Annotated in this window: 20 protein-coding genes and 1 tRNA gene; 19 read left to right on the forward strand and 2 right to left on the reverse strand. The window is 42.7% G+C overall.

Annotation, left to right across the window (positions count from 1 at the left end; translation table 11 throughout):
- Positions 1-105 precede the first annotated feature (105 nt).
- The 11 genes from J0656_RS17055 (at position 106) to ribB (ending at position 10,996) form a co-directional block, all read left to right on the forward strand.
- Positions 106-1,326, forward strand: a complete 1,221-nt coding sequence (locus J0656_RS17055) for an aminotransferase class I/II-fold pyridoxal phosphate-dependent enzyme (protein WP_207036108.1) — start codon at positions 106-108, stop codon at positions 1,324-1,326.
- A gap of 72 nt (positions 1,327-1,398) precedes the next feature.
- A complete protein-coding gene (gene nhaC, locus J0656_RS17060) occupies positions 1,399-2,889 on the forward strand; it encodes a Na+/H+ antiporter NhaC (protein WP_207036110.1) in 1,491 nt (496 codons plus the stop codon).
- 209 nt (positions 2,890-3,098) lie between these two features.
- Positions 3,099-3,743, forward strand: coding sequence for a peroxiredoxin (locus J0656_RS17065; protein ID WP_207036113.1), 645 nt, complete (start codon positions 3,099-3,101; stop codon positions 3,741-3,743).
- A 5-nt stretch (positions 3,744-3,748) separates the two neighbouring features.
- Positions 3,749-4,063: a thioredoxin family protein gene (locus tag J0656_RS17070; protein ID WP_207036115.1), complete on the forward strand. Its 315-nt coding sequence runs from the start codon at positions 3,749-3,751 to the stop codon at positions 4,061-4,063.
- Positions 4,044-4,301: a DUF6952 family protein gene (locus tag J0656_RS17075; RefSeq protein WP_207036117.1), complete on the forward strand. Its 258-nt coding sequence runs from the start codon at positions 4,044-4,046 to the stop codon at positions 4,299-4,301. The genes J0656_RS17070 and J0656_RS17075 overlap by 20 nt, the downstream gene beginning before the upstream one ends.
- A 95-nt stretch (positions 4,302-4,396) precedes the next feature.
- Positions 4,397-4,903, forward strand: a complete 507-nt coding sequence (gene tpx / locus J0656_RS17080; RefSeq protein ID WP_207036119.1) for a thiol peroxidase — start codon at positions 4,397-4,399, stop codon at positions 4,901-4,903.
- Positions 4,896-5,261, forward strand: coding sequence for a diacylglycerol kinase family protein (locus tag J0656_RS17085; protein ID WP_207036121.1), 366 nt, complete (start codon positions 4,896-4,898; stop codon positions 5,259-5,261). Before tpx ends, J0656_RS17085 begins: the two co-directional genes overlap by 8 nt.
- Positions 5,262-5,323: 62 nt before the next feature.
- Positions 5,324-7,711 (forward strand): DNA translocase FtsK, encoded by a 2,388-nt coding sequence (locus J0656_RS17090; RefSeq protein WP_207036124.1) that lies wholly within the window; start codon positions 5,324-5,326, stop codon positions 7,709-7,711.
- Positions 7,712-7,715: 4 nt separating this feature from the next.
- Positions 7,716-8,363, forward strand: a complete 648-nt coding sequence (gene lolA1, locus J0656_RS17095) for an outer membrane lipoprotein periplasmic chaperone LolA1 (protein WP_207036251.1) — start codon at positions 7,716-7,718, stop codon at positions 8,361-8,363.
- A 3-nt stretch (positions 8,364-8,366) separates the two neighbouring features.
- Positions 8,367-9,860 carry an LptF/LptG family permease gene (locus J0656_RS17100; RefSeq protein ID WP_207036126.1) on the forward strand — a complete coding sequence of 498 codons (1,494 nt, stop codon included), beginning with the start codon at positions 8,367-8,369 and terminating at the stop codon, positions 9,858-9,860.
- The gene (ribB, locus tag J0656_RS17105; RefSeq protein ID WP_207036128.1) at positions 9,857-10,996 is read left to right on the forward strand and encodes a 3,4-dihydroxy-2-butanone-4-phosphate synthase; all 1,140 of its coding nucleotides are present in this window, start codon (positions 9,857-9,859) and stop codon (positions 10,994-10,996) included. Before J0656_RS17100 ends, ribB begins: the two co-directional genes overlap by 4 nt.
- A gap of 28 nt (positions 10,997-11,024) precedes the next feature.
- On the opposite strand, the gene J0656_RS17110 is transcribed toward ribB, so the two are convergent.
- Positions 11,025-12,218 (reverse strand): DegT/DnrJ/EryC1/StrS family aminotransferase, encoded by a 1,194-nt coding sequence (locus J0656_RS17110; RefSeq protein ID WP_207036129.1) that lies wholly within the window; start codon positions 12,216-12,218, stop codon positions 11,025-11,027.
- Between the two features lie 12 nt (positions 12,219-12,230).
- Complete coding sequence (locus J0656_RS17115) at positions 12,231-12,983, reverse strand: sulfite exporter TauE/SafE family protein (RefSeq protein WP_207036131.1); 753 nt, start codon at positions 12,981-12,983, stop codon at positions 12,231-12,233.
- A 183-nt stretch (positions 12,984-13,166) separates the two neighbouring features.
- On the opposite strand from J0656_RS17115, the gene J0656_RS17120 reads away from it, so the two are divergent.
- The 8 genes from J0656_RS17120 (at position 13,167) to J0656_RS17155 (ending at position 22,291) form a co-directional block, all read left to right on the forward strand.
- Complete coding sequence (locus tag J0656_RS17120) at positions 13,167-13,667, forward strand: outer membrane beta-barrel protein (RefSeq protein WP_207036133.1); 501 nt, start codon at positions 13,167-13,169, stop codon at positions 13,665-13,667.
- Between the two features lie 127 nt (positions 13,668-13,794).
- Positions 13,795-13,879, forward strand: a tRNA-Ser gene (locus tag J0656_RS17125).
- Between the two features lie 250 nt (positions 13,880-14,129).
- Complete coding sequence (locus tag J0656_RS20460; protein WP_207036134.1) at positions 14,130-14,345, forward strand: Arm DNA-binding domain-containing protein; 216 nt, start codon at positions 14,130-14,132, stop codon at positions 14,343-14,345.
- A gap of 125 nt (positions 14,346-14,470) precedes the next feature.
- Positions 14,471-14,875: a phage integrase SAM-like domain-containing protein gene (locus J0656_RS17135; protein ID WP_207036136.1), complete on the forward strand. Its 405-nt coding sequence runs from the start codon at positions 14,471-14,473 to the stop codon at positions 14,873-14,875.
- A 248-nt stretch (positions 14,876-15,123) separates the two neighbouring features.
- Positions 15,124-15,600, forward strand: coding sequence for a Crp/Fnr family transcriptional regulator (locus J0656_RS17140; protein WP_207036138.1), 477 nt, complete (start codon positions 15,124-15,126; stop codon positions 15,598-15,600).
- 478 nt (positions 15,601-16,078) lie between these two features.
- Positions 16,079-16,615, forward strand: a complete 537-nt coding sequence (locus tag J0656_RS17145; RefSeq protein ID WP_207036140.1) for a DUF4347 domain-containing protein — start codon at positions 16,079-16,081, stop codon at positions 16,613-16,615.
- A 33-nt stretch (positions 16,616-16,648) separates the two neighbouring features.
- A complete protein-coding gene (locus tag J0656_RS17150; protein ID WP_207036142.1) occupies positions 16,649-21,373 on the forward strand; it encodes a T9SS type B sorting domain-containing protein in 4,725 nt (1,574 codons plus the stop codon).
- Between the two features lie 27 nt (positions 21,374-21,400).
- Entirely contained in the window at positions 21,401-22,291 is an 891-nt protein-coding gene (locus tag J0656_RS17155) for a PorP/SprF family type IX secretion system membrane protein (RefSeq protein ID WP_207036144.1), read from the forward strand.
- Positions 22,292-22,479 lie beyond the last annotated feature (188 nt).

Below are 22,479 nucleotides of genomic sequence, written 5' to 3' on the forward strand. Positions count from 1 at the left end.
ACAATTTCCTAATATTTTTATGTAATTAGATTATTCATCTTCATTTATCATAATCTATTGATTTTTGGGTCTACATATTTTTATTTTTACTAAAAACAGCTCATTATGGACTATAAAGCATCGGAACACATTCAAGACCTTCAATATTTTGGTGAATTCGGAGGTGTAAATCCCTCCATATCAGATTCTTCCACCTATACGTTTCTATCAGCAAAAACCATGTTCGATACGTTTGAAGGGAACACCGAGGGTTGCTATTTGTACAGTCGCCACTCCTCCCCGTCCAACTTGTATTTGGGCGAGGCCATGGCACAATTGGAAGGCACGGAATCGGCCAATGTGTATGCTAGCGGGATGGGCGCCATTACCGCAGTGATTCTTCAATTGTGCGATGCTGGAGACCATATTGTGTGTAGCCGAACCATTTACGGTGGGACCTACGCTTTCCTGAAAAATTTTGTGAAGAAGTTCAATATGGACGTTTCCTTTGTGGATATTACCGATTTGGAAACCGTGGCGAACTCCATCACACCAAAAACCAAAATGATCTATTGCGAGGCAGTGAGCAATCCTTTACTGGAAATTGCGGATATTCCTTCGTTGTCCAAAATCGCCAAGAAAAATGATATGCCCTTGGTGGTGGACAATACGTTTTCACCGCTGACCATCAACGCAGCAAAGCTGGGTGCCGATATTGTAGTGCACAGTCTTACCAAATTCATCAATGGCACTAGTGATTGTGTTGCTGGCGCTGTTTGTGCCTCTACCGATTTCTGTTTGAGCTTAAAAGATGTGAACAATGGAGCGGGAATGCTCTTGGGCAGTACATTGGATAGCTTACGTGCCGCATCCATTTTGAAGAATATGCGAACGCTGCACATCCGAATAAAAAAACATAGTGAAAATGCCCACTTCCTCGCCGAACAGTTTGAAAAAGATGGTTTAAAAGTAGTGTATCCCGGTCTGGAAAGTCATTCCGGGCACCATTTGATGAAATCCCAAATGAACACAGAATACGGTTTTGGTGGAATGCTTACCCTTGATGTAGGCTCCGTGGAACGGGCAAATGCCTTGATGGAACTGATGCAAAAAGAAAAATTGGGCTATCTGGCAGTAAGCCTTGGCTTTTACAAAACATTGTTCAGCGCTTCGGGAACCTCTACATCTTCCGAAATACCCGAAGAAGAACAAAAGGAACTGGGTCTATCCCAAGGACTTATCCGTTTTTCCATTGGTCTGGACAATGATATCCGAAAGACATACACCACCATGAGAAGCTGTATGGAAAAGTTGGATATTCTATCGCCAGATGCAAGTTTGGCCTAGTTAAGTCGACTAATGCAGTTTGCACAACATGGTGCAAAATCGTAATATTACCTCTTAACAAACTCAGACCAAATGCCGAACAAAGAGGAAAAACCAAAATTTAGGGAAGACGAACATATTGTAGAGAACAAACAACTGTGCATCACGGAAGCGTTGATACCCGTTTTCGCCCTTGTTGCCATGCTGGCCTACAATGTTTTTGTTTTTGGTGATGACGCCCTGAGCGGTTCCAACCAGTTTATACTCTTAATGGGCGGAGCGGTCGCAGCAATCATTGGTTTTTTCAACAAGGTATCCTATGATCAAATGATCGATGAGGTCGCCGAGAATGTTAGGTCCACCACAGGTGCTTTGCTGATCCTTTTAATGGTAGGTGCTTTATCCGGAACTTGGCTCGTGAGCGGAATAATTCCCGCAATGATCTATTACGGACTTCAAATATTGAATCCCACCATATTTTTGGCCGCTTGTGTGGTTATCTGCGCCATTATTTCCATTGCTACGGGAAGTAGCTGGACAACAGCCGCGACTGTTGGTATTGCCTTGATAGGTATCGGGGAAGCCTTGGGCATTTCGTTGGGAATGACGGCCGGCGCCGTGCTTTCCGGCGCTTACTTCGGGGATAAAATGTCGCCATTGAGCGATACCACCAATTTGGCTCCTGCCATGGCAGGAGGGGATTTGTTTTCCCACATTCGATATATGACCCTCACTACGGTTCCGACCATCGTGGTCACCTTGGTTGTGTTTATTATTCTTGGTTTTACTATAGATACATCCGGAGTGGCGGACACAAGTTCGCTCCTTACCAATATTGGGTCTACCTTCAATATTAATGGTTGGCTGTTTATTGTACCCTTGGTCGTAATTGGATTGATTCTTAAAAAGGCGCCACCATTGATGGCTCTTTTGGTAGGAACTTTGTTGGGCGGTGTGTTTGCGCTAATTTTTCAGCCTGACATCGTAGCCAATATTGGTGGGGGCACCGCGTTGAATTTTGAAACAGGGTACAAAGGAATTATGAATGCCATCACGGTTGATACCGAAATTGCCACAAATGATCCTGCCCTGAACGATTTATTCTCTTCGGGTGGAATGTCCGGTATGCTCGGCACCATTTGGTTGATAGTCTGCGCCATGGTATTTGGCGGAATTATGGACGGTATCGGGGCTTTGGAGCGCATCACGGAATCCCTTCTAAAATTGGCAAAGACCACTTTTGGACTGTTCGCAAGCACCGTGGGAAGCTGTTTGGCCTTGAACGTAACCGCTTCCGACCAGTATTTGGCCATTGTAGTGCCCGGTAAAATGTTCTCCAAAGCTTATAAAGAGCGTGGTCTTGCGCCGGAAAACCTGAGCCGCTCCTTAGAGGATTCCGGTACAGTCACCTCCGTTCTTGTACCTTGGAACACTTGTGGTGCTTATCACAGTAGTGTTTTAGGCGTTGGCGTCGGTGAGTACTTCCTGTATGCTATTTTCAATTGGTTAAGCCCCATAATGACGTTGCTTTTTGCTGCTTTCCGAATCAAGATCAAGCAACTTACTACCACGGCCTCTGAATAAATTTTCTTTTCAGCTTTTTCAATACATCGACTTCTTTGAGAAGTCATCAAAAATTGATGCGCAATTTTGCCACAACCTCAATATTGATAGTGCTTTTTTATGGCATAGTCACGGCTTATCCAACCATAAGAAATACTAATTTTTAAGCTGGTAAAAGCCGTAAAACCACCCTATTTTTGCTACTCGAAAATTTAAAAAACATCCAATAAATGACTTTAGTAGGAAGAAAATTTCCAAACATTGAAGTAAACGCCATCGACGAATTGGGCGATACGTTCAAAATCAACATTTTAGAGAAAGCCAAAACAGAAAACAAGAAGGTTTTATTATTCTGGTATCCAAAAGATTTCACTTTTGTTTGTCCGACCGAGCTTTTTGCCTTTCAACAAAACCTAAGTGAGTTTGAAAAGAGAAATACCATTGTTATCGGAGCTTCTTGCGATACTGCCGAAGTACATTTTGCTTGGTTGAACACAGAAAAGGACAACGGAGGAATAGAAGGTGTAACCTACCCTATCGTTTCTGACAGCAATAGAAACTTGGCTTCTGCCTTGGGCATCTTGGACATCATGAAAGAAGACTATAACGAGGAGACCAATTCTGTTGTAGTGGAAGGTGACAACGTGACCTACAGAGCCACTTATTTGATTGATGAAGAAGGGACCGTATTCCATGAAAGCATCAACCACATGCCATTGGGTAGAAACGTGAAGGAATTTTTGCGTTTGGTAGATGCCTACACACACGTTCAGGAAAAAGGAGAGGTTTGCCCAGCCAACTGGGAAGAAGGAAAACAAGCCATGAACGCGGACAGAGCCGGTGTTTCCGATTACTTGGCCAATCACGTAAACTAAGCACTATGGTTGTAGAATTGGACAAAGACAATTTAAGCGAAGTCATTGCCAACAATGACAACGTAGTGGTGCAGTACAGCGCATCTTGGTGCGGCAACTGCAGGATCATGAAACCCAAGTTCAAAAAGGAAGCCTCTTTGAACGAGAACATAACCTTTGTAATGGTAGATGCCGAAAAATTCCCGGAATCCAGAAAACTGGCCAACGTGGACAATTTGCCCACCTTCGCCGCCTTTTCAAAAGGATTGTTGAAGAATCAGGTACAGACCAATAAATATGATGTTTTAAAAGACTTGATCAATGAAGTTGCCCATAATTAAACAGTTGGTCAATTTTGCCGAGGAGCACGACGAGGATTACCTTCAGGAAACTGCTGATACCCTCGAAAGTGTATGTGAAGTTTCCAGTTTAAAAGATGAGGAACTGGATATGATCGGGGAATTGATCTCCAATATTTATGGGGCCCTGGAAGTATCCAACGAAATCAAGAAAGGAACTCCTAAAAAAGAAGCCCTTAACGCTTTTATGTCGAGGGTGCTCGGCTCCATAGACAAGTAACGGACATTGTCATAAACATTAAAATAAGAACCTTCCCGTAACAGACTTCGGGAAGGTTTTTTTAGTATTTTTGGTCCTGAATCAAAACTACTACTATGGCAACTGTAACACTTAAAGGAAATGAAATTCATACACTTGGCAACCTACCAGAAAATGGTTCCCAAGCCCCAAGCTTTACTTTAGTAAAAACCGACCTTTCCTCAACTAGCCTATCCGATTACAAGGGTAAAAAGGTTGTTCTTAATATTTTTCCCAGCATCGATACGGGAACTTGTGCGCAATCTGTGCGCCAGTTCAACCAAGAAGCTGCCGAACTGGATAATACCGCAATATTGTGCATCTCCAAAGATTTACCTTTCGCCCAGGCACGTTTTTGTGGCGCAGAAGGTATTGACAAAGTAGAGACCCTTTCCGACTTTAGGAATGGGAACTTTGGTAAATCCTACCATGTTGAGTTTACTGATGGTCCGTTACAAGGATTGTTATCTCGCTCCGTTGTAGTGGTCAATGAAAATGGTGAGGTCGTTTACTCTGAACAGGTATCGGAAACTGTAGATGAGCCCAATTACAAAGCCGCCCTCGAAGCATTGATGGATGCCTAAAGAATCTTTTTTTAAGAACAGGATCAAAAGTGTTGGCTTTGCCCTTAAGGGCCTGTTTCTGTTGTTACGGACAGAACCCAGCATCAAAATCCAGTTCTTTATCGCATTGATTGTTACTGCCTGTGGCTTTTACTTTGAAATCTCCTCCACCGAATGGATAGTTCAGGTTTTGGCGATAGGTATGGTGATGGGCGTAGAAGGTGTAAACACGGCCATTGAAAAAATCTGCGACTATATCCAGCCCAATTTGGACCCCAAAATTGGTTTTATAAAAGATATTTCCGCAGGGGCCGTTATGATAGTATCGGTCTTGGCAAGTATAATAGGTTTGATCATCTATGTCCCCAAGATTTTTTAGTAAAATCCAACACCCACAGTAGCAACGTAAATTTGTAACTTAGCCCCGCTTAAAAACGATTGATGGCCAAAAAAAGAACAAAATCAAAATCAAAAAAAACTACCACAACTGCCAAAAGGAAGCTGTCCTTTAAGCCTTCCAAGCAGAACAAGATTATTTTCGGTAGTCTTTTGATCGTTCTCAGCATAGCGCTTTTCTTCTCCTTCATGTCATTCTATTTTACATGGCAGGAAGATCAGAGTATGCTATCACAATTTGCAGACCGCAATGTCGAAGCCAGCAATCTGCTCAACAAATTTGGCGCCAACGTAAGCCACTTTTTTATGTACCGGGGATTTGGTCTTGCCTCCTTTGTATTCCCTTTTTTATTGGCCATTACCGGACTCTATTTATTTCTTGGTTTAGATGGCAAGCGACTGATATACAAATGGATTTGGGGATTGGTCGGAGTTATCTGGGGATCTATTGCCTTGGGCTTTTTTGCGGCCGATTATCCTCTTTTAGGCGGATTGATAGGTTATGAGATGAACGATTTTCTTCAAGATTACACAGGTAAAATTGGTGTGTTCTTGATTCTGATATTTGTTTTGATGGTAATCTTGGTGCGATTGTTCAATTTCACCCCCGAAGGATTCGCCAACTTCTTCAAACGACAAAAGCAAAAGATAAAGTCTGATTTCAAAGAAGAGCCAACTGTCCATACCAAGGATACCCCAATTGAAGATGAAGAAGACGGTCTGATATTGACCACAGAAGATACTGCTCCAGAAAAAGTGGATACCTACACCCATAAAAAGGACATCCCGCCATTGGACGAAGCCGGATTGGACGTCAACATTCCTGAAGATGAGGAATCCGACATCGCATTAAAAGTAGAGGAAACCCCCGTTGAGGAAGAGGAAACTGATGCCAAGGCTGCCAAATTGGTAGAGGATTTTGGTGAGTTCGACCCAAAACTGGAACTGGGAAATTATAAGTTCCCTACCCTTGACCTTTTGGAAGCGCACGGTGCTTCTGGTGGCATTACCATCAATCAAGAAGAGCTTGAGGAGAACAAAAACCGAATTGTAAGCACCCTCAAAAACTATAAAATTGGAATTGCCCAGATCAAAGCGACCATAGGTCCAACCGTAACACTATACGAAATTGTACCCGAAGCAGGAATCCGTATCTCCAAAATCAAAAACTTGGAGGACGACATTGCTTTGTCGCTTGCCGCACTGGGAATCCGTATCATCGCACCGATTCCCGGAAAAGGAACTGTTGGTATCGAGGTACCCAACAAAAACGCCACGATTGTTTCCATGCGTTCGGTAATTGCTTCCAATAAATTCCAAAAAGCGGAAATGGAACTGCCCATCGCTTTTGGAAAGACCATCAGCAACGAAACATTTGTGGTGGACTTGGCCAAAATGCCCCACTTGCTCATGGCAGGTGCTACAGGTCAGGGTAAATCAGTTGGTCTTAATGCGGTAATCACTTCACTACTCTACAAAAAACACCCAGCAGAGGTGAAATTTATTTTTGTAGACCCTAAAAAGGTGGAATTAACCCTTTACAATAAGATTGAACGTCATTTCTTGGCAAAATTGCCAGATTCCGATGAGGCCATCATAACGGACAACACCAAGGTAATCAACACCTTGAACTCACTCTGCATTGAGATGGACAATCGCTACGAGCTGCTAAAAACGGCAATGGTCCGTAATATTAAAGAGTACAATGTTAAGTTCAAGGCAAGAAAACTGAACCCGAACGAAGGCCATAAATTCTTGCCATACATCGTATTGGTAATAGATGAGTTTGCTGATTTGATCATGACAGCTGGGAAAGAAGTGGAAACACCCATTGCCAGATTGGCACAATTGGCCCGGGCCATCGGTATCCACTTGATCATTGCCACGCAAAGACCATCGGTGAATGTAATTACCGGTATCATTAAAGCCAACTTCCCTGCCAGGATAGCTTTTAGGGTTACCTCAAAAATCGATTCCAGAACCATTCTGGACGCCCAAGGAGCCGACCAGCTCATCGGACGCGGAGATATGCTCTACACACAAGGAAATGATGTGACCAGGCTGCAATGTGCTTTTGTTGACACGCCGGAGGTGGCCAAAATCACCGATTACATTGGATCACAACGTGCTTACCCTGAAGCCCATTTGCTGCCAGAATATGTAGGCGAAGAATCTGGCACAAGTCTTGATAATGATATCGAGGACAGGGATGCCATGTTCCGGGAAGCTGCCGAGGTTATTGTAACCGCACAGCAAGGTTCCGCCTCGTTGATCCAACGAAAATTAAAATTGGGGTACAATCGTGCCGGTAGAATCATAGATCAATTAGAAGCTGCCGGAATCGTGGGGCCATTTGAGGGCAGTAAAGCCCGACAAGTTTTGGTCCCTGATATGTACGCCTTAGATCAATTATTAGAAAATGAAGCAAAATAAGACCATGATCAAGAAAAGTATTCTTTTAATAGCATTGTTTGCCGTTGGATTGTCTTCCTACGGGCAAAACTCAGGAAAGGCCAAGGCTCTTTTGGACGAGGTTTACAATAAAGTGCAGAGTTACGACAATATTTATATTGATTTCCAGTCCACTCTTGAGAATACAGAGGCAAATCTAAAACAGGAAACCAACGGAAATGTAACCTTGGATGGAGAAAAATACCTGTTGAACTATTTTGGTGCAAAACAATTGTACGACGGTAAAAAAGTATATACCGTAGTGCCGGAAAACGAAGAGGTAACCATTGAGGACGTAAACGAGGACAACGACAACGTGAGCCCATCCAAAATGCTGACCTTTTACAAAACGGGACATAATTACGAGTGGGACATCCTTCAAAATGTGGGCGGTAGAAAAATTCAATATGTAAAATTGATTCCAATTGATTCAAATACTGAAATCAAATCCGTTTTATTGGGTATCGATACACAAACAAAACACATCTACAAGCTGATTCAAACAGGAAGCAATGGTACCAAAACCACGATTACCGTTAATTCTTTCAAAACCAATCAGCCCATATCGAGCACTCTGTTTACCTTTGACGAGAAAAAGTACGAGGACAAAGGGTACTATATCATAAGAAACTAGGCATTGAAAATACTTGACCAGTATATACTAAGAAGATTTCTTTATAACTTCTTCAGTTCCTTTTTCATACTGATCGTCATATTCATCTTTCAGGGAATATGGCTGTTCATCGATGATTTAGCGGGAAAGGGACTGGGCATGGTAATTATTGGCAAGTTTATTTTCTATTTTATTCCTACCCTGGTGGACAAGGTGCTGCCCCTTACTGTGCTCCTCTCCTCTATCCTTACCTTTGGTACTTTTGCGGAAAACTATGAGTTCGCCGCCATGAAAGCTTCTGGGATATCGTTGCAAAGAGGGATGCGCAGCCTTATCGTATTTGTATTGTTCTTGGGATTGGTAACCTTCTTTTTTGCCAATGACGTCATCCCAAAATCCGAACAAAAAATGTTCAACCTTAGACGGAACATCGCCAAGGTGAAGCCAGCCGCGGCAATTACCGAGGGTGTTTTTAGCGATTTTGAAGGGACCGGACAGGGAATGAACATCAAAGTGGACAAAAAGTATGGTGAACAGGATCGTTTTTTGGACAATGTGATCATCCACAAGAAAACGGACCAGAACATTAATAATACGGTCATCAAGGCCAAAGCAGGTGAATTGATCAGTAGCGAGGAATCGGATATTATCCAACTGGTCCTGAAAGATGGGAACTATTACGAAGAAATCGTAAAAAAGGATGCTAAGGAAAAAAGGAAACAACCCTTTGCAAAATCCAATTTTGAAACCTACACCATCAATATTGATATTTCGGAACTCAACGACCAAGATTTGGAAGAAGACCAAAATATCACCACCAACAAAATGAAAAATGTAGGCCGCCTGATCAAGGACATCGATTCGCTCCGGGAGAACAACCTCGAAAAAGTAACGGCGTTTTCCAAAAACGTGGTGAACCGCATGGGAGCTTTTCCTGTTAAGGCACCAATAGACACTACAACACAGAAATTAGAACTTTTAAAGGCAAAGGACACCATTCAAAGGGATTCCATTAAAAGTATTGACCAATTTGTGTCCGGTTTAGAACAGTGGGAACAAATCCAAGTCATGAAAAAAGCTCTGAACGAAGTTTCCAGTATCATAAATACGGTGGATTCCAAAAAAGATGAACTCCAGAGCCGATATAAATTTTACAACAGTCATATTTTGTCCCTTCACCAAAAATATGCACTTGCTCTTTCCTGCATCATATTATTTTTTGTGGGAGCTCCTTTGGGTGCCATCATCCGAAAGGGTGGATTGGGACTGCCCATGGTAGTGGCCATTATTTTATTTTTAACGTATTACTTTATTGGGGTATTTGCCGGCAATTATGCCAAGGAAGGAAATATTCACCCTGCTATCGGTGCCTGGCTACCCACTATGATCATGCTTCCTTTGGGCATTTCGCTTACCAGAAGGGCCACAGCAGATAAGGGGTTAGTAGGGTTTGGTCATTTCATTGACCGTATCAAATCATTATTTAAAAAGAAAGAAAAAGAAGCTGAAAACCAATGATCGCCAAGGATAAAAAAATACAATTGAACGCCATTGAAGAAGCCATTGCCGACATTAGAGACGGTAAGGTAATTATCGTTGTGGATGATGAAAACCGCGAGAACGAAGGCGATTTTATTGCCGCAGCCGAGAAGGTAACCCCCGAAATGATCAATTTTATGGCCATGCACGGTCGTGGGCTCATCTGCGCACCACTTACGGAAGATAGATGTGAAGAACTGGAACTAAATATGATGGTCCAAAATAATACGGTACTCCATCAAACGCAGTTTACTGTTTCCGTAGATCTATTGGGATACGGTTGTACCACAGGTATCTCGGTTCATGATCGGGCCAAGACCATAGCTGCGCTAGTAAATAAGGACATTAAACCTCACGAGTTAGGAAAACCTGGTCATATCTTCCCTTTGAGGGCCAAAAATGGAGGTGTTCTACGCCGTTCTGGACATACGGAAGCTGCTATTGATTTTGCACGATTGGCGGGACTGGAGCCTGCTGGTATTTTGGTAGAAATACTGAATGAAGACGGAACGATGGCCAGGTTGCCACAACTATTGAAAGTGGCCGAAAAGTTTGATCTTAAAATTGTTTCCATCGAGGATTTGATCGCCTACCGAATGGAACACGATAGCTTGATAGAGCTCAAAGAAGCCTTTACCATAAAAACACGGTTCGGTGAATTCCGTTTGAGAGCTTACAAGCAAACCACCAACGACCAAATCCATATTGCCCTTTTGAAAGGAAATTGGAAAACCGGGGAGCCTGTGTTGACGCGTATCAACTCTACCTTGGTGAACAACGACATTTTGGGAACTTTGACCAACAATCCGGATGAAGGATTGCAGCGAATGTTCGATGCCTTGAACAAAGAGGAAAAGAGTGCCATGATTTTTATTAACCAAGGGAACCAATCCTTAAACTTGTTGACCAGACTGTCCGAGTTTAAAAAATTACAGGACGAAGGCATAAGTAAAGCCCCTAAAGTTGAAATGGACAATAAAGATTTTGGCATTGGAGCTCAAATACTGCATGACATCAACATCTCCAAGATTAGATTATTGACAAACTCCGGTCAAACCAAACGTGTGGGCATGGTAGGCTACGGTCTTGAAATTGTGGAGTATGTGAATTATTAACGGACGATTCCAGTTCCACTAACCACCATCAGATTGATGCCTTTATGGCCTCTGCCATTGTTTTGGCACGGGCAACAGTTTCTTCTTCCGACCATCCCAATTTAATCAAACAGGATATGTTTCTGGACATCCATTTATCAGATTCGGAAAAGTCTGCCTTGCTGTAATCGGGCAAAGCCTCTTGTACATCTTTTGGCAGCTTACCCAAAGATTTCAAATTAGTGAGATGTTCCCATTTTTTATAATAGTGCCAGTTATTGTCGTACCAATAAAAACAACCGTCCACTCCGGATTCAATCAATTCTTGATGGGCCACCTGGGCCAATTCTTCCGTAGGCATGAAAAAATTTAGAAATGAATAATTCTCCTCCCCCCCATCTGGAACAGTTCTAAAAATAACCTCGGGAATATTGGACAAGGCTTCCCTCAAAATGGTATAATTCCGCTTTTGAATGACCAAAAACTCATCCAAACGGGCCAATTGGGCAACACCTACTGCCGCATTCATTTCGGAGATTCTAAAATTATATCCTAAAAATGGGTGTTCTTCCGCCCCTCTGTTATTTCCCATATGATCATGACCGTGATCGGAATATTTATGGGCGTTTTCGTAATAATCTTGATTGTTGGTAATCATTGCACCGCCTTCTCCGCAGGTAATGGTTTTTACATAATCAAAAGAAAAACAGCCCAAATCGCCTATGCTTCCCAGAGGTTTCCCGTTGTAGGTGCCTCCAATAGCTTGACATGCATCTTCCAGTAATAAAAGTCCATGTTTGTTACAAATGGCTTTCAACGCATCTAAATTGGCCATGGAACCACACATATGCACGGGCATCACGACTTTGGTTTTCGGGGTGATGGCCTTTTCGACCGCCTCAGGTTTCAAGGTAAGGGTGTCATCAATATCGACCAAAATAGGTACTGCTCCCAAAGCGAGAATGGACTCAAAACTGGCTACAAAGGTAAAAGTGGGCATAATCACTTCATCCCCGGCTCCAACTCCTGCACTGGCCAAAGCCACTGTCAATGCGGCAGTTCCACTACTTACTGCATGGACATACTTGGATTGCACCCTTTCCGAAAGCCCTTTTTCCAGCTCCTTGGTTTTCCAATGTCCGTTTCGCATTCCATCGAACCCGTAGCGCATGAGCACTCCGGAGTCCATTACATCTTGTACTTCTTTTCTTTCCTTATCCCCAAAGAGTTCAAATCCTGGCATAGTAAATATTATTTAAAAGAACCATAGTTTGATGGCCATCAAAACCACTGCTATGATCAAAAACGTTTTTATAAATCCGTCTCCTTTTTTTACAGAAAACCTACTGGCGAACCATGCTCCCGACCCATTTCCGATAGCAAGAACAAGGCCCATTTTCCAATCCACTTTATCGTTCAATACAAAAACCGCCAATGCGGCCAACATATAAACAAAAACCACGGCTACCTTTGTGGCATTGGACCTTACTAGATTCATCTGATTAAAATAATGCAGAAACAGCATCATTAAAAATCCAAGACCTGCATTGATAAAGCCCCCATAGATACCAAAAAAGAAGAAAACCACAAGAGCAATCCAAAGATATTTGCCCGTGAGTCGTTCTTGCATCTCATCTATCCTCATTTTAGGCTTAAAAATGATGATAAGCACCACAGCGATCATCACTATGGCCAAAATCCTATTGAAGGTTTCCCCATCAATATCCACTGCAATGTATGCACCTATTATAGCTCCCAAAAAAGCCGATATCCCCAAATAAATATTAAAAGGATACGTAGAAATCCCTTTACTCTTGAACCCTGCAGTACCCATCGCCGTTTGGATAACAATGGCCACCCGATTGGTACCGTTGGCAACGGCCGGCGGTAGCCCCAAAAAGATTAGGGTTGGCAATGACAGTAACGACCCACCCCCTGCTACGGTGTTAATAAACCCTACTGCAAAACCAACGGCAATCAATAGCAAATAATGGTACCACTCAAGCATAAAAACAAAGGTATGACCATTGTTTTGAACGGCATATAGAATTGATGAACTTTAGTAAAATCAAGAATCATCAAAATAAGCAAGAGAGAACACTTTCAATTTACCGAAAACATAATTTAATAGCCTCTAAAATGTCAATTTTTTAAAAATTGTTACATTTGAATCAACCTTAAATACAATCTCATGAAAAAAATCGCATTATTTACACTAGCCGTATTTTTCGGATTAACCTGTGCACAGGCACAAGGTGATTTTAAAGCAGGAATCCATGCAGGACTTCCCATTGGGGATGCCGGAGACTTATCGACATTTGCGCTAGCCGTGGAATTAGGCTACTTGTTCGATGTATCCGATGAGTTCCAAGCTGGCCCAACCTTGGGCTATTCACATTCTTTCGGTGACGAAATAGATACCGGTTTTGGAACCATCGATGTTGATGACGTCCAGTTCCTACCCATTGCTGCGGCTGGTCGTTTCAGTGTTTCCGATGAATTCTCGCTAGGCGCGGACCTTGGCTATGCCCTAGGAATAAGTGATGGCAATGACGGTGGATTTTATTATGCACCAAGAGCCGCATACTCCATAACCGATATGATGGACATTGTGCTGGCATACAGAGGTGTAGCCCTAGATGGAGGCAGCTGGGATATTATCTCCTTAGGATTGGAGTTTGGCATTGATTAAAACCCGCCTATCCTAAAAACACTATCCGATGTGCTCCAACAGGTACATCGGATTTTTATTTTATACAACAATAAACCAAAAAGGTCTTTTGGGATAAGAAAAAGCTTTATATATTTGCACCCGCTTAGGAGGAATGGCAGAGTGGTCGAATGCGGCAGTCTTGAAAACTGTTGAGGGTCACACCTCCGGGGGTTCGAATCCCTCTTCCTCCGCTGGGTAGACATCAAAAACTACCATAAACCCTGTAAATAATTGATTTACAGGGTTTTTTATTTTTTATGCTTTTAAATGGTATCAAATAAAACCATATAAAAAGTGAGCGATTCGGTGCCCTTCCAAACCTCATCAAAAAGGGGCACCCAACAACAATTAAAATGTTGTTAATCAGATATTTATATTGACAACTGTTTGATATTTTTTCCTAATTTCAAGGTAAATAATGTTAAATTCGGTGTCACTTTTATGGTATCTCTTCTACTCTATCTCAGAAAATATAAAAAAGACCGCGTTGGCAGGTCAACTATTTATGTCAGAATCACAATTGACGGAAAGCGTGCAGAATTCAGTACAGGACGCAAGGTACAACCCAGAATATGGGATGCGGCTTATGGTAAGGTATTGGGGGTTTTCCCAAGAAGTAAGGCAATTAAACTCCTATTTGAGCAAAATACGCACTGACCTTTACCTCCATGCTGATAAATTGAGGGATAGAGGTCAAGTACTTACCGCGGTGTCACTTAAAGAGTCTTATCTGGGGTTGGACAAGCCCAGCAAAATGCTCTTGGAGATATTCCAGGAACACAATGACCAAGTGGATAGTTTGGTGGGAAGGGATTTTGCAGAGGGAACTGCCGAACGTTACCGGACTACAAAGAGCCACCTCAGCGAATATCTCCAAAGAGAACTTGGAAAAAGTACAGCATGTGGACCATGCCTTCATTTCAGGGTTCGAATATTACTTAAAGACCAAAAGAAAATGTAGCCATAATACGGCCATTAAATATGTGGTCAACTTTAAAAAGATAATTCGGATTGCCTATGCCAATGGATGGATAACCAAAGACCCTTTTGCCAATTGGAAGGCGAGATTGAAAAATGTAGAACGGGAATTCCTTACCAACGAAGAACTTCAACAACTGATGGACCATCCTTTTACAAATGAACGATTGGAACACGTAAGGGATTGTTTCGTTTTCTGCTGCTTTTGAACTTTAAAGTCAATTTTCTTCGTGCCATATACAGTAAATTCAATGATTAAACTTACTGCCCTATTCTTTGGGGTATCTACGATACTAATCTTATTTTTGGTAACAGAACAATAAAATTAATCCTTCACATGTTCCCAAGTAAGAATACGGAAAAAAATCTACTGATAATTTTATACCTCAATGCAATCTATCCCTTAGGTCCAAGTCTAAAAAATTATCTTGTTCAACATATTAAAAGTTGTTCTTTTTTGAAAAACCGATTCATTTGTGAAGCTGGAGAAATCTGTGATCGTCTCTACTTTATTAAAAAAGGAATGGTCCGTGGATATTTTGTAAGCGACGGAATAGAATTAACAACTTGGGTGGACACGGAAAATGAGGTATTCACCTCGATTACCGGTTTTTTTAGAAATCAACCTTGCCAAGAAAACATACAAAGCTTGGAAGAAACCTATTGTGATTATTTGGAATATGAAGACTATAAGTATTGCCTAAATAATTTTCCGGAAATGCGGCAGATTAACCGTATACTATTGGAGGAATATTACATTCTTGCCGAACAAAGAGTATATTTAGCAAGAATCCCCAATGCTCAAAAAAGATTGGCCTACTACATGGAGAACATGAAACCCCATATTGTCGAGCGAATCCCGAGAAAACATTTAGCTTCCTATCTTGCCATAAGACCGGAGACTTTGTCCAGACTCTTGAAAGAAAGACATTAAACCTTGCCAACTACTCCCCTAACCAATAATAAATCCTTGAAGGAAATCCATCCAAAAAGTATATTTCCCAACATCCATTTTCAATAATTTCCCCCGCTTACCTTGCATCTTTTGTCAGAAAATGACATCAAATTGATATATGTCAATTTCCGGAACTTTTTTTAATACTAAAAAAAAACACCCTCCGTTCCTTATAGCAAAATGAAGAAAAATTGTACACGATTGATTGGATTTGGATAGTCTCTATAGTAATTGAAAAATTCTTTCAAAAAAGCAAAATCACTTTACTTGTAATATGGCATAAAAATACGTTTCCCGAACCAAAAAATTTCTAAAACAATAATTGGCGACCTGATTTAGCAAAGCTAAATCCATGTCCAAAAAAAAGCTGCGACCATGCGGCCAGGACTTTTCATGCCTTTTCCTAAGTGCATTAAAAACCTATAAATCATTACTAAAACCTAAACTAAAATCACAAATGAAAAACATTTTTAACCAAAAAGTAGTACTGAGCTTCTTGCTCCTTTTTTCACTGACCTTGACTACTTCCCTGGCCCAGACCGAGGATGTTGTAATCGTAGATTCCGACTTCTCGAACAAAGGTGGACTCATCGCTTCACTACCCATAAACGTTGCTTTGATCGAAACCAAAATGTCCAACAACTTGGCCCAAACATTCAAGCAGGCCCTGGCCGAGAATCCAAATGTGAAAAACATACATCTTTTTGCACCATCTACGGATGCATCCATCAATTTAGACGGGCAGCCATACAATGCCGAAACCATAGCAAAGCAATTTCACCCGACGGACTTTCAAACCCACAACCCCATTACGGTGTTTGTGTACTCCTGCTCTTTGGCTAAAAATGCTTTAGGCATCTCTCTTTTGGAAACCATATCCTCAAGGACTGGTTTTAATGTAGCCTCTTGTGCCTCTTGCGACGACCTCAAAGATGAACTCATGTTCGATTATTCGGTAAGGCCTTTAACGGCAACCAGCAACCTTTTTGAATAACCTTTTCAATATCCAAATACAAATTCAACCAAAATGAACAAAATCAACCTTCACCATCCTTACATCATAGCACTACTGTTTTTTGGGTTGGGATGGAACACCCTGTTTGGCCAAAAAGTCAATATGGAAGTGCAACAAGGGCCCAACATTGACGTAGTACTTACCGTGGGTGTCACCAATCAAAATATAGAAACCTTTGAAGAAGATCTAGGTGCAGCCCTGGAAAGCAAAGGAATACCTGCCGACAAACTCTTTGTACAAGGTTTTGAACGAACCACTATCTCCTCCAACTCCGAAGATGCAGCAGACATTTTCAATAACTGGATAAGATGGGGCTACAACCCAGAGACCTGGGAATTTGTGGATTCAGAAAAATTTATCCGAAGAATCAACAATGATTACATGGCAGGTTTTTACGATCCGGTTTTTGATTCGTCTAATTACACGTTGGAAGCCGATATTGCATTTACCTCTGGTTCGGATAACGATGACATGGGAATCACATTCGGAATGGAAAATGGTCCTGTAGGTTCCTATATTTTCAATCTTTCGGGAGCCGTAAGAGGATTCACGACCAGTGAGTTTATTCCAGGCCATGGTTTTGCATCGGGTTTGTACAAGATTACAAGGGATGATGGCAATGCGAACCCTCAGCACTATGTTCAGGGATTACAAGATGCCTCCAACACCATTTTTGACCCCAACTCTACCACTACATGGTATCATTTTAAAATTGTGGTCAGTGGTAAAAATGTAAAAATCTACATGGATGATGCATTGATCATCGACTATACCGCGGCCGAAGAAATTGGCGGCAGTTATGGATTCTTCTCCAACAGTCAACCATACGCCACTTTCAAAAACATTGAAGTGACCTCCTTGAGCCTAAAAAAGTTCAAGGACGTACTTAGGGAGCCTCAATGGAGAAACAGCGCTATGCGATTCAATGTGAACCTTGATGATCAGGAAGTTGCTGATTTCGACAACGATCAAGATCTCGCCGAAATATTGATGCGTACCATCAACGAGGACATTCACTATATCGGTTGGGGGTTGAACGACAACCAAACCCAGTTCGAGCGCTTTGTACAACAAAACAACAACAAGGGAACCTTTGTAAACCGCGATATGGGAAGCTGGTCCACTTGGATGGATAATATGGCCCAATATATTTATGAGCAATACCAATTCCTTACCGTGACTGAAGGTGACTACTTTATTGCTGGGACCAGTGTTGAAATAGCTGTAGATCCTTCCGAAATGAAAACCAGTACAGCCAATGCAAACTACCCAAGTGGTAGATGGAAAATAACACATGATGAAACCTTCTTTCCCAATAACCAAGGAAGGGTTTCCTGGAACGACCTTTATTTGGAAGATGTACCCGAATTCTATGAAAAACCAGGGAAATACTCCTTCACCTTTGAGAATCTCCCAACTTCCCCCACTACTCTATACTTCCACAGAAAACCAGTAGCGAGCTTCTCCTACAGTTCGGATACGGGAGTGTTCAACGACACCTCCTACGATTTGGATGGTGGTGCCAATAATGGTATTGCACAGACCGAATGGAAATGGAAATCGGTGGATGCAGCTTCAACCGCAGGCTGGAACACTGGAATATTCGATAAGAATTCCGTTGCGGATGGAGAATATTTGGTGATGCTGAATGTACAGGACCATCAAGGGGTATGGAGTAGCCCATCAAGTGCTTATATTTTAGTAGACAGCAGTAGTTCATCTACCAGCGAAGACCTCCCAGTGGCACAATTCAATATTCAACCAGATGCACTGTTCACGTACTCTGGTTCCATGAACATCAATATAGAAAACAACTCCATCGACCCCTATGGAAGAACACTTTCCAATGAAGAGTGGATTGTAACACAACGAGTATACGATAGCGAAGGAAACCCAACGGATACCGAAATTCATAACTCCACCATGGAGAAGACGGATTTTTCAGCTTACAACAATCTAACTGCAGAATACATTATTAGCCTTCGCGTACAGACCAATACAGGGGTTTGGTCCGAACCGTTCTTCCGAACATTGACCATAACCCACGATACCACTGAGCCTACCTTATCGGCCACGCCAAATAGTGGGTCTATTGATACGGACACCCATATTTTGTTGACCTTTCAAGACGAAAATGATGGAAGTGGATTTGACGTCCAGCGTTATGTATTGATCCAGGATGGCAACCCGCCCGCAACGGATAGCAACCTTTGGTCCTCCTGGAGCAACAGTCAATCCAAAACCACTTCATTTTCCAGTGGTGGTACGGGATGGTACATCCATGCAGAGGCGAAGGACAACGCTGGAAACATAGGGACCGCCTCCTTTGGTCCGTTTGACCTTGCTTTGGTGGTCGGTGCCAAGAACGATTTGGCCGTATTGGATGAGGATACCGAGTCCGACCCTATCGATGTTCTGTACAATGATGTATACGATACCAACAATACACCAACGGTAAGTATCATAACCCAAGGAGCCAAAGGTTCCGCTGTGGTGGACGAGAATAATAAAATAGTCTACACCCCAAATGCGAATGCATATGGAAGCGATGCCATTATCTATGAATTGGATGATGCAGGGACAAAGGTAACCGCAACCCTTACCTTATCCATTACCGCAGTGGACGACACCCCAACAGCAGTTGCTGATTCCTTCACTTTGGATGAAAATGCCACCTTGAACGAGGATGTATCAACAAACGATATCGAAGTGGATGATGATGAAAGGGTATATCACATCATTACCAATCCATCCAATGCAAGCTCATTTACATTTAACGCAGATGGTACGTTCAGTTACGAGCATAATGGCAATGAGTCGGCAACGGATAGCTTTACCTATAATTTTGAGGATGCTGTTTCCTTCTCGGAAACCGTTACGGCCACATTGAACATTACCAATGTAAATGACGCACCCAAAGGTGGGGATGTTATCCTTGAAGTTATTCAAGATGTAGGATATACTTTCAAAACAACTGATTTTACCTTCTCTGATGATGATGCAGGAGATGTTTTCAATGGTATACAAGTGATTACACTACCAACGGAGGGTATTTTATTATACAATGGCTCTCCCGTTCAGGCAAATGATATGATCAATGATGTGACCTTACTTGTCTTTACCACGGCAAATGGAGGATACGGGGATGACTATACCTCCTTCTCCTTCAAAGTAAAGGATGGGGATGACGCCTTGAGCTCTACTACGCACACAGCGGATATCAGTGCCGCTCAAGATACTGATGGTGACGGAATACCCGATAAGGATGATGAGGACGACGACAACGACGGTACACCAGACGATGAAGATGATTTCCCAAAGGATGATTCCGAGGATACCGATACCGATGGTGACGGAACAGGCGACAATGCAGACGAAGACGATGACAATGACGGTACACCCGATTCAGAAGATGACTTTCCTAAGGATGATTCCGAGGATACCGATACCGATGGTGACGGAACCGGGGACAATGCCGACGAGGACGACGACAACGATGGTACACCCGATTCAGAAGATGACTTTCCCAAGGATGATTCCGAGGATACCGACACCGATGGTGACGGAACAGGCGACAATGCCGATGAAGACGACGACAACGACGGTACACCTGATGATGAGGATGACTTTCCAAAGGATGATTCCGAGGATACCGATACCGATGGCGACGGAATTGGGGATAATGCCGACGAGGACGACGACAACGACGGTACACCTGATTCAGAAGATGACTTTCCCAAGGATGATTCCGAGGATACCGATACCGATGGTGACGGAACAGGCGACAATGCAGACGAAGATGATGACAACGACGGCATACCTGATTCAGAGGATGCCTTCCCCAAAGATGATTCCGAGAACACCGACACCGATGGTGACGGAACAGGCGACAATGCCGATGAAGATGATGACAACGACGGAACACCTGATTCAGAGGACGCTTTCCCAAAGGATGATTCCGAGGACACCGATACGGACGGAGATGGAACTGGTGACAATGCCGACAATGATGCCGACAATGATGGCACCCCTGATGATGAGGATGCTTTTCCAAACGATCCCAATGAAGATTCCGATGTAGACGGTGATGGTATTGGTGATAATTCCGATACGGACGACGACAATGATGGGGTAACCGATACCGATACGGACGGAGACGGTCTGGGCGACAACGTTGACAACGATGATGACAACGACGGAATACCCGATGATAAGGACGATTTCTCTAATGATGCTTCTGAGACCATCGATACGGATGGAGACGGAATAGGTGACAATGCAGATACCGATGATGATGGCGATGGCTATTCTGACGAAGTGGAATTAAACGAAGGAACCGACCCAACGGATGCATCCAGCACTCCAATGGATACCGATGGTGATGGAATTCCAGACACTATGGATGAGGATGACGACAATGATGGCGTTCCAGACATTGATGATGCATTCCCTACAAGTGAAGAACCTGCGTTGGTTCCCGCACAAGCTTTTACCCCTAACGGTGATGGTAACAACGATGCTTGGATTATTCCGGGAATCGATAACTATCCCAACAATGTGGTCAAAGTTTACAACCGATGGGGTCACGAAGTGTTCGGCACAAAATCGTACCGAAACAACTGGGAAGGTTTCTACAAAAACAGGAACGAGAAACTCCCCGCTGGATCATACATGTACGTAATCAATTTAGGAGATGGCTCTGCCCCCTTGCAAGGATGGATTTTCATCAACTATTAATACCAATAAAAACACCATACACAACAGATGAAACTTTTTAATAGCATACAATTATTGGTCATTTTCTTTGCACTTTCCTTCTCGGCAAGTGCACAACAAGACCCGAACTACACCTTTTACCGCTACAATATGAACCTGTATAACCCCGCATTTGTGGGGAGTTCAGAGGCTGCCGAATTCTCTTTGGGGATTCGCAGCCAATGGGCGGGAATCGAAGGAGCCCCCGAGAGTCAAAGTGCCATTTTCGGGATGCCCGTGGGCAGAAATATAGGACTTGGAGCCTCCATACTCAATGATAAGACCTTTATCGAACAACAGACCTGGGTGGCCATCGACGTCTCCTACAACATCCAATTGGACGATGAGCACATGCTCTACTTCGGAATCAAGGGAAGTGCCAATTCCTATGACGCCAACACACAGGGCCTTGTCACCTACGGTGTGGGCCAAGATGGTGCCTTGGTTGATTACGATAGTCGTTTCACCCCAAATGTAGGTGCAGGAATCTATTTGAAACACGATAGATATTTTGCCTCCCTGTCCGCCCCAAAGCTATTGACACCGGAGCGTCTACAAGAGCGTGATGGGAACGCTTATCTTGGTGTTGATCGTATGCACGCTTACTTGAGTGGCGGCTATACTTTCTTATTGGGACGAACCTTGGACTTAAAGACCATGGGGATGTTACGCTATGTTGACGCATCGCCCATATCAGTGGAATTCACAGGAATTTTGGACTTTGGTGAACGCTTTGAGTTTGGGGCAAGCTATAGATACGATGAAAGTATAAGTGGATTGTTTTTGTTCAATATCAGCAATGGGTTTAATTTGGGTTATGCCTATGAAACTTCCATCCAAAACCAAATTGACGGTTTGGACAACAATACACACGAACTCTTTATGCGGTTGAAGATGTAAAATTTAAAAATCAAAAAATACTTATATTAGTGTTAAATGCCCTTCTAACCAAGGGCATTTTTTATGACTTGAAATAGCAAGCATTATATTTAGGGTTGGGAGGATATAAATAACATTGGCTTTATTGACAAGGAGCATATCTTAGTTATACCAACAAAAAAAATTGACTGAGCATTTCAAACAGCTCG

The sequence above is a fragment of the Flagellimonas aurea genome (assembly GCF_017313785.1).
In the GTDB taxonomy this organism is placed as follows: Bacteria; Bacteroidota; Bacteroidia; order Flavobacteriales; family Flavobacteriaceae; genus Flagellimonas; species Flagellimonas aurea.

What these genes read in the sequence shown, in the direction of transcription:
- lolA1 (WP_207036251.1), top strand. Translation starts at nt 7,716, where the DNA reads ATGATCAAGAAAAGTATTCTTTTAATAGCATTGTTTGCCGTTGGATTG.
- J0656_RS17075 (WP_207036117.1), top strand. Translation starts at nt 4,044, where the DNA reads ATGAAGTTGCCCATAATTAAACAGTTGGTCAATTTTGCCGAGGAGCAC.
- J0656_RS17120 (WP_207036133.1), top strand. Translation starts at nt 13,167, where the DNA reads ATGAAAAAAATCGCATTATTTACACTAGCCGTATTTTTCGGATTAACC.
- J0656_RS17110 (WP_207036129.1), bottom strand. Translation starts at nt 12,218, where the DNA reads ATGCCAGGATTTGAACTCTTTGGGGATAAGGAAAGAAAAGAAGTACAA.
- J0656_RS17070 (WP_207036115.1), top strand. Translation starts at nt 3,749, where the DNA reads ATGGTTGTAGAATTGGACAAAGACAATTTAAGCGAAGTCATTGCCAAC.
- J0656_RS17065 (WP_207036113.1), top strand. Translation starts at nt 3,099, where the DNA reads ATGACTTTAGTAGGAAGAAAATTTCCAAACATTGAAGTAAACGCCATC.
- J0656_RS17085 (WP_207036121.1), top strand. Translation starts at nt 4,896, where the DNA reads ATGCCTAAAGAATCTTTTTTTAAGAACAGGATCAAAAGTGTTGGCTTT.
- ribB (WP_207036128.1), top strand. Translation starts at nt 9,857, where the DNA reads ATGATCGCCAAGGATAAAAAAATACAATTGAACGCCATTGAAGAAGCC.
- J0656_RS17135 (WP_207036136.1), top strand. Translation starts at nt 14,471, where the DNA reads ATGACCAAGTGGATAGTTTGGTGGGAAGGGATTTTGCAGAGGGAACTG.
- J0656_RS17055 (WP_207036108.1), top strand. Translation starts at nt 106, where the DNA reads ATGGACTATAAAGCATCGGAACACATTCAAGACCTTCAATATTTTGGT.
- J0656_RS17115 (WP_207036131.1), bottom strand. Translation starts at nt 12,983, where the DNA reads ATGCTTGAGTGGTACCATTATTTGCTATTGATTGCCGTTGGTTTTGCA.
- J0656_RS20460 (WP_207036134.1), top strand. Translation starts at nt 14,130, where the DNA reads ATGGTATCTCTTCTACTCTATCTCAGAAAATATAAAAAAGACCGCGTT.
- J0656_RS17145 (WP_207036140.1), top strand. Translation starts at nt 16,079, where the DNA reads ATGAAAAACATTTTTAACCAAAAAGTAGTACTGAGCTTCTTGCTCCTT.
- J0656_RS17155 (WP_207036144.1), top strand. Translation starts at nt 21,401, where the DNA reads ATGAAACTTTTTAATAGCATACAATTATTGGTCATTTTCTTTGCACTT.
- tpx (WP_207036119.1), top strand. Translation starts at nt 4,397, where the DNA reads ATGGCAACTGTAACACTTAAAGGAAATGAAATTCATACACTTGGCAAC.
- J0656_RS17090 (WP_207036124.1), top strand. Translation starts at nt 5,324, where the DNA reads ATGGCCAAAAAAAGAACAAAATCAAAATCAAAAAAAACTACCACAACT.
- J0656_RS17150 (WP_207036142.1), top strand. Translation starts at nt 16,649, where the DNA reads ATGAACAAAATCAACCTTCACCATCCTTACATCATAGCACTACTGTTT.
- nhaC (WP_207036110.1), top strand. Translation starts at nt 1,399, where the DNA reads ATGCCGAACAAAGAGGAAAAACCAAAATTTAGGGAAGACGAACATATT.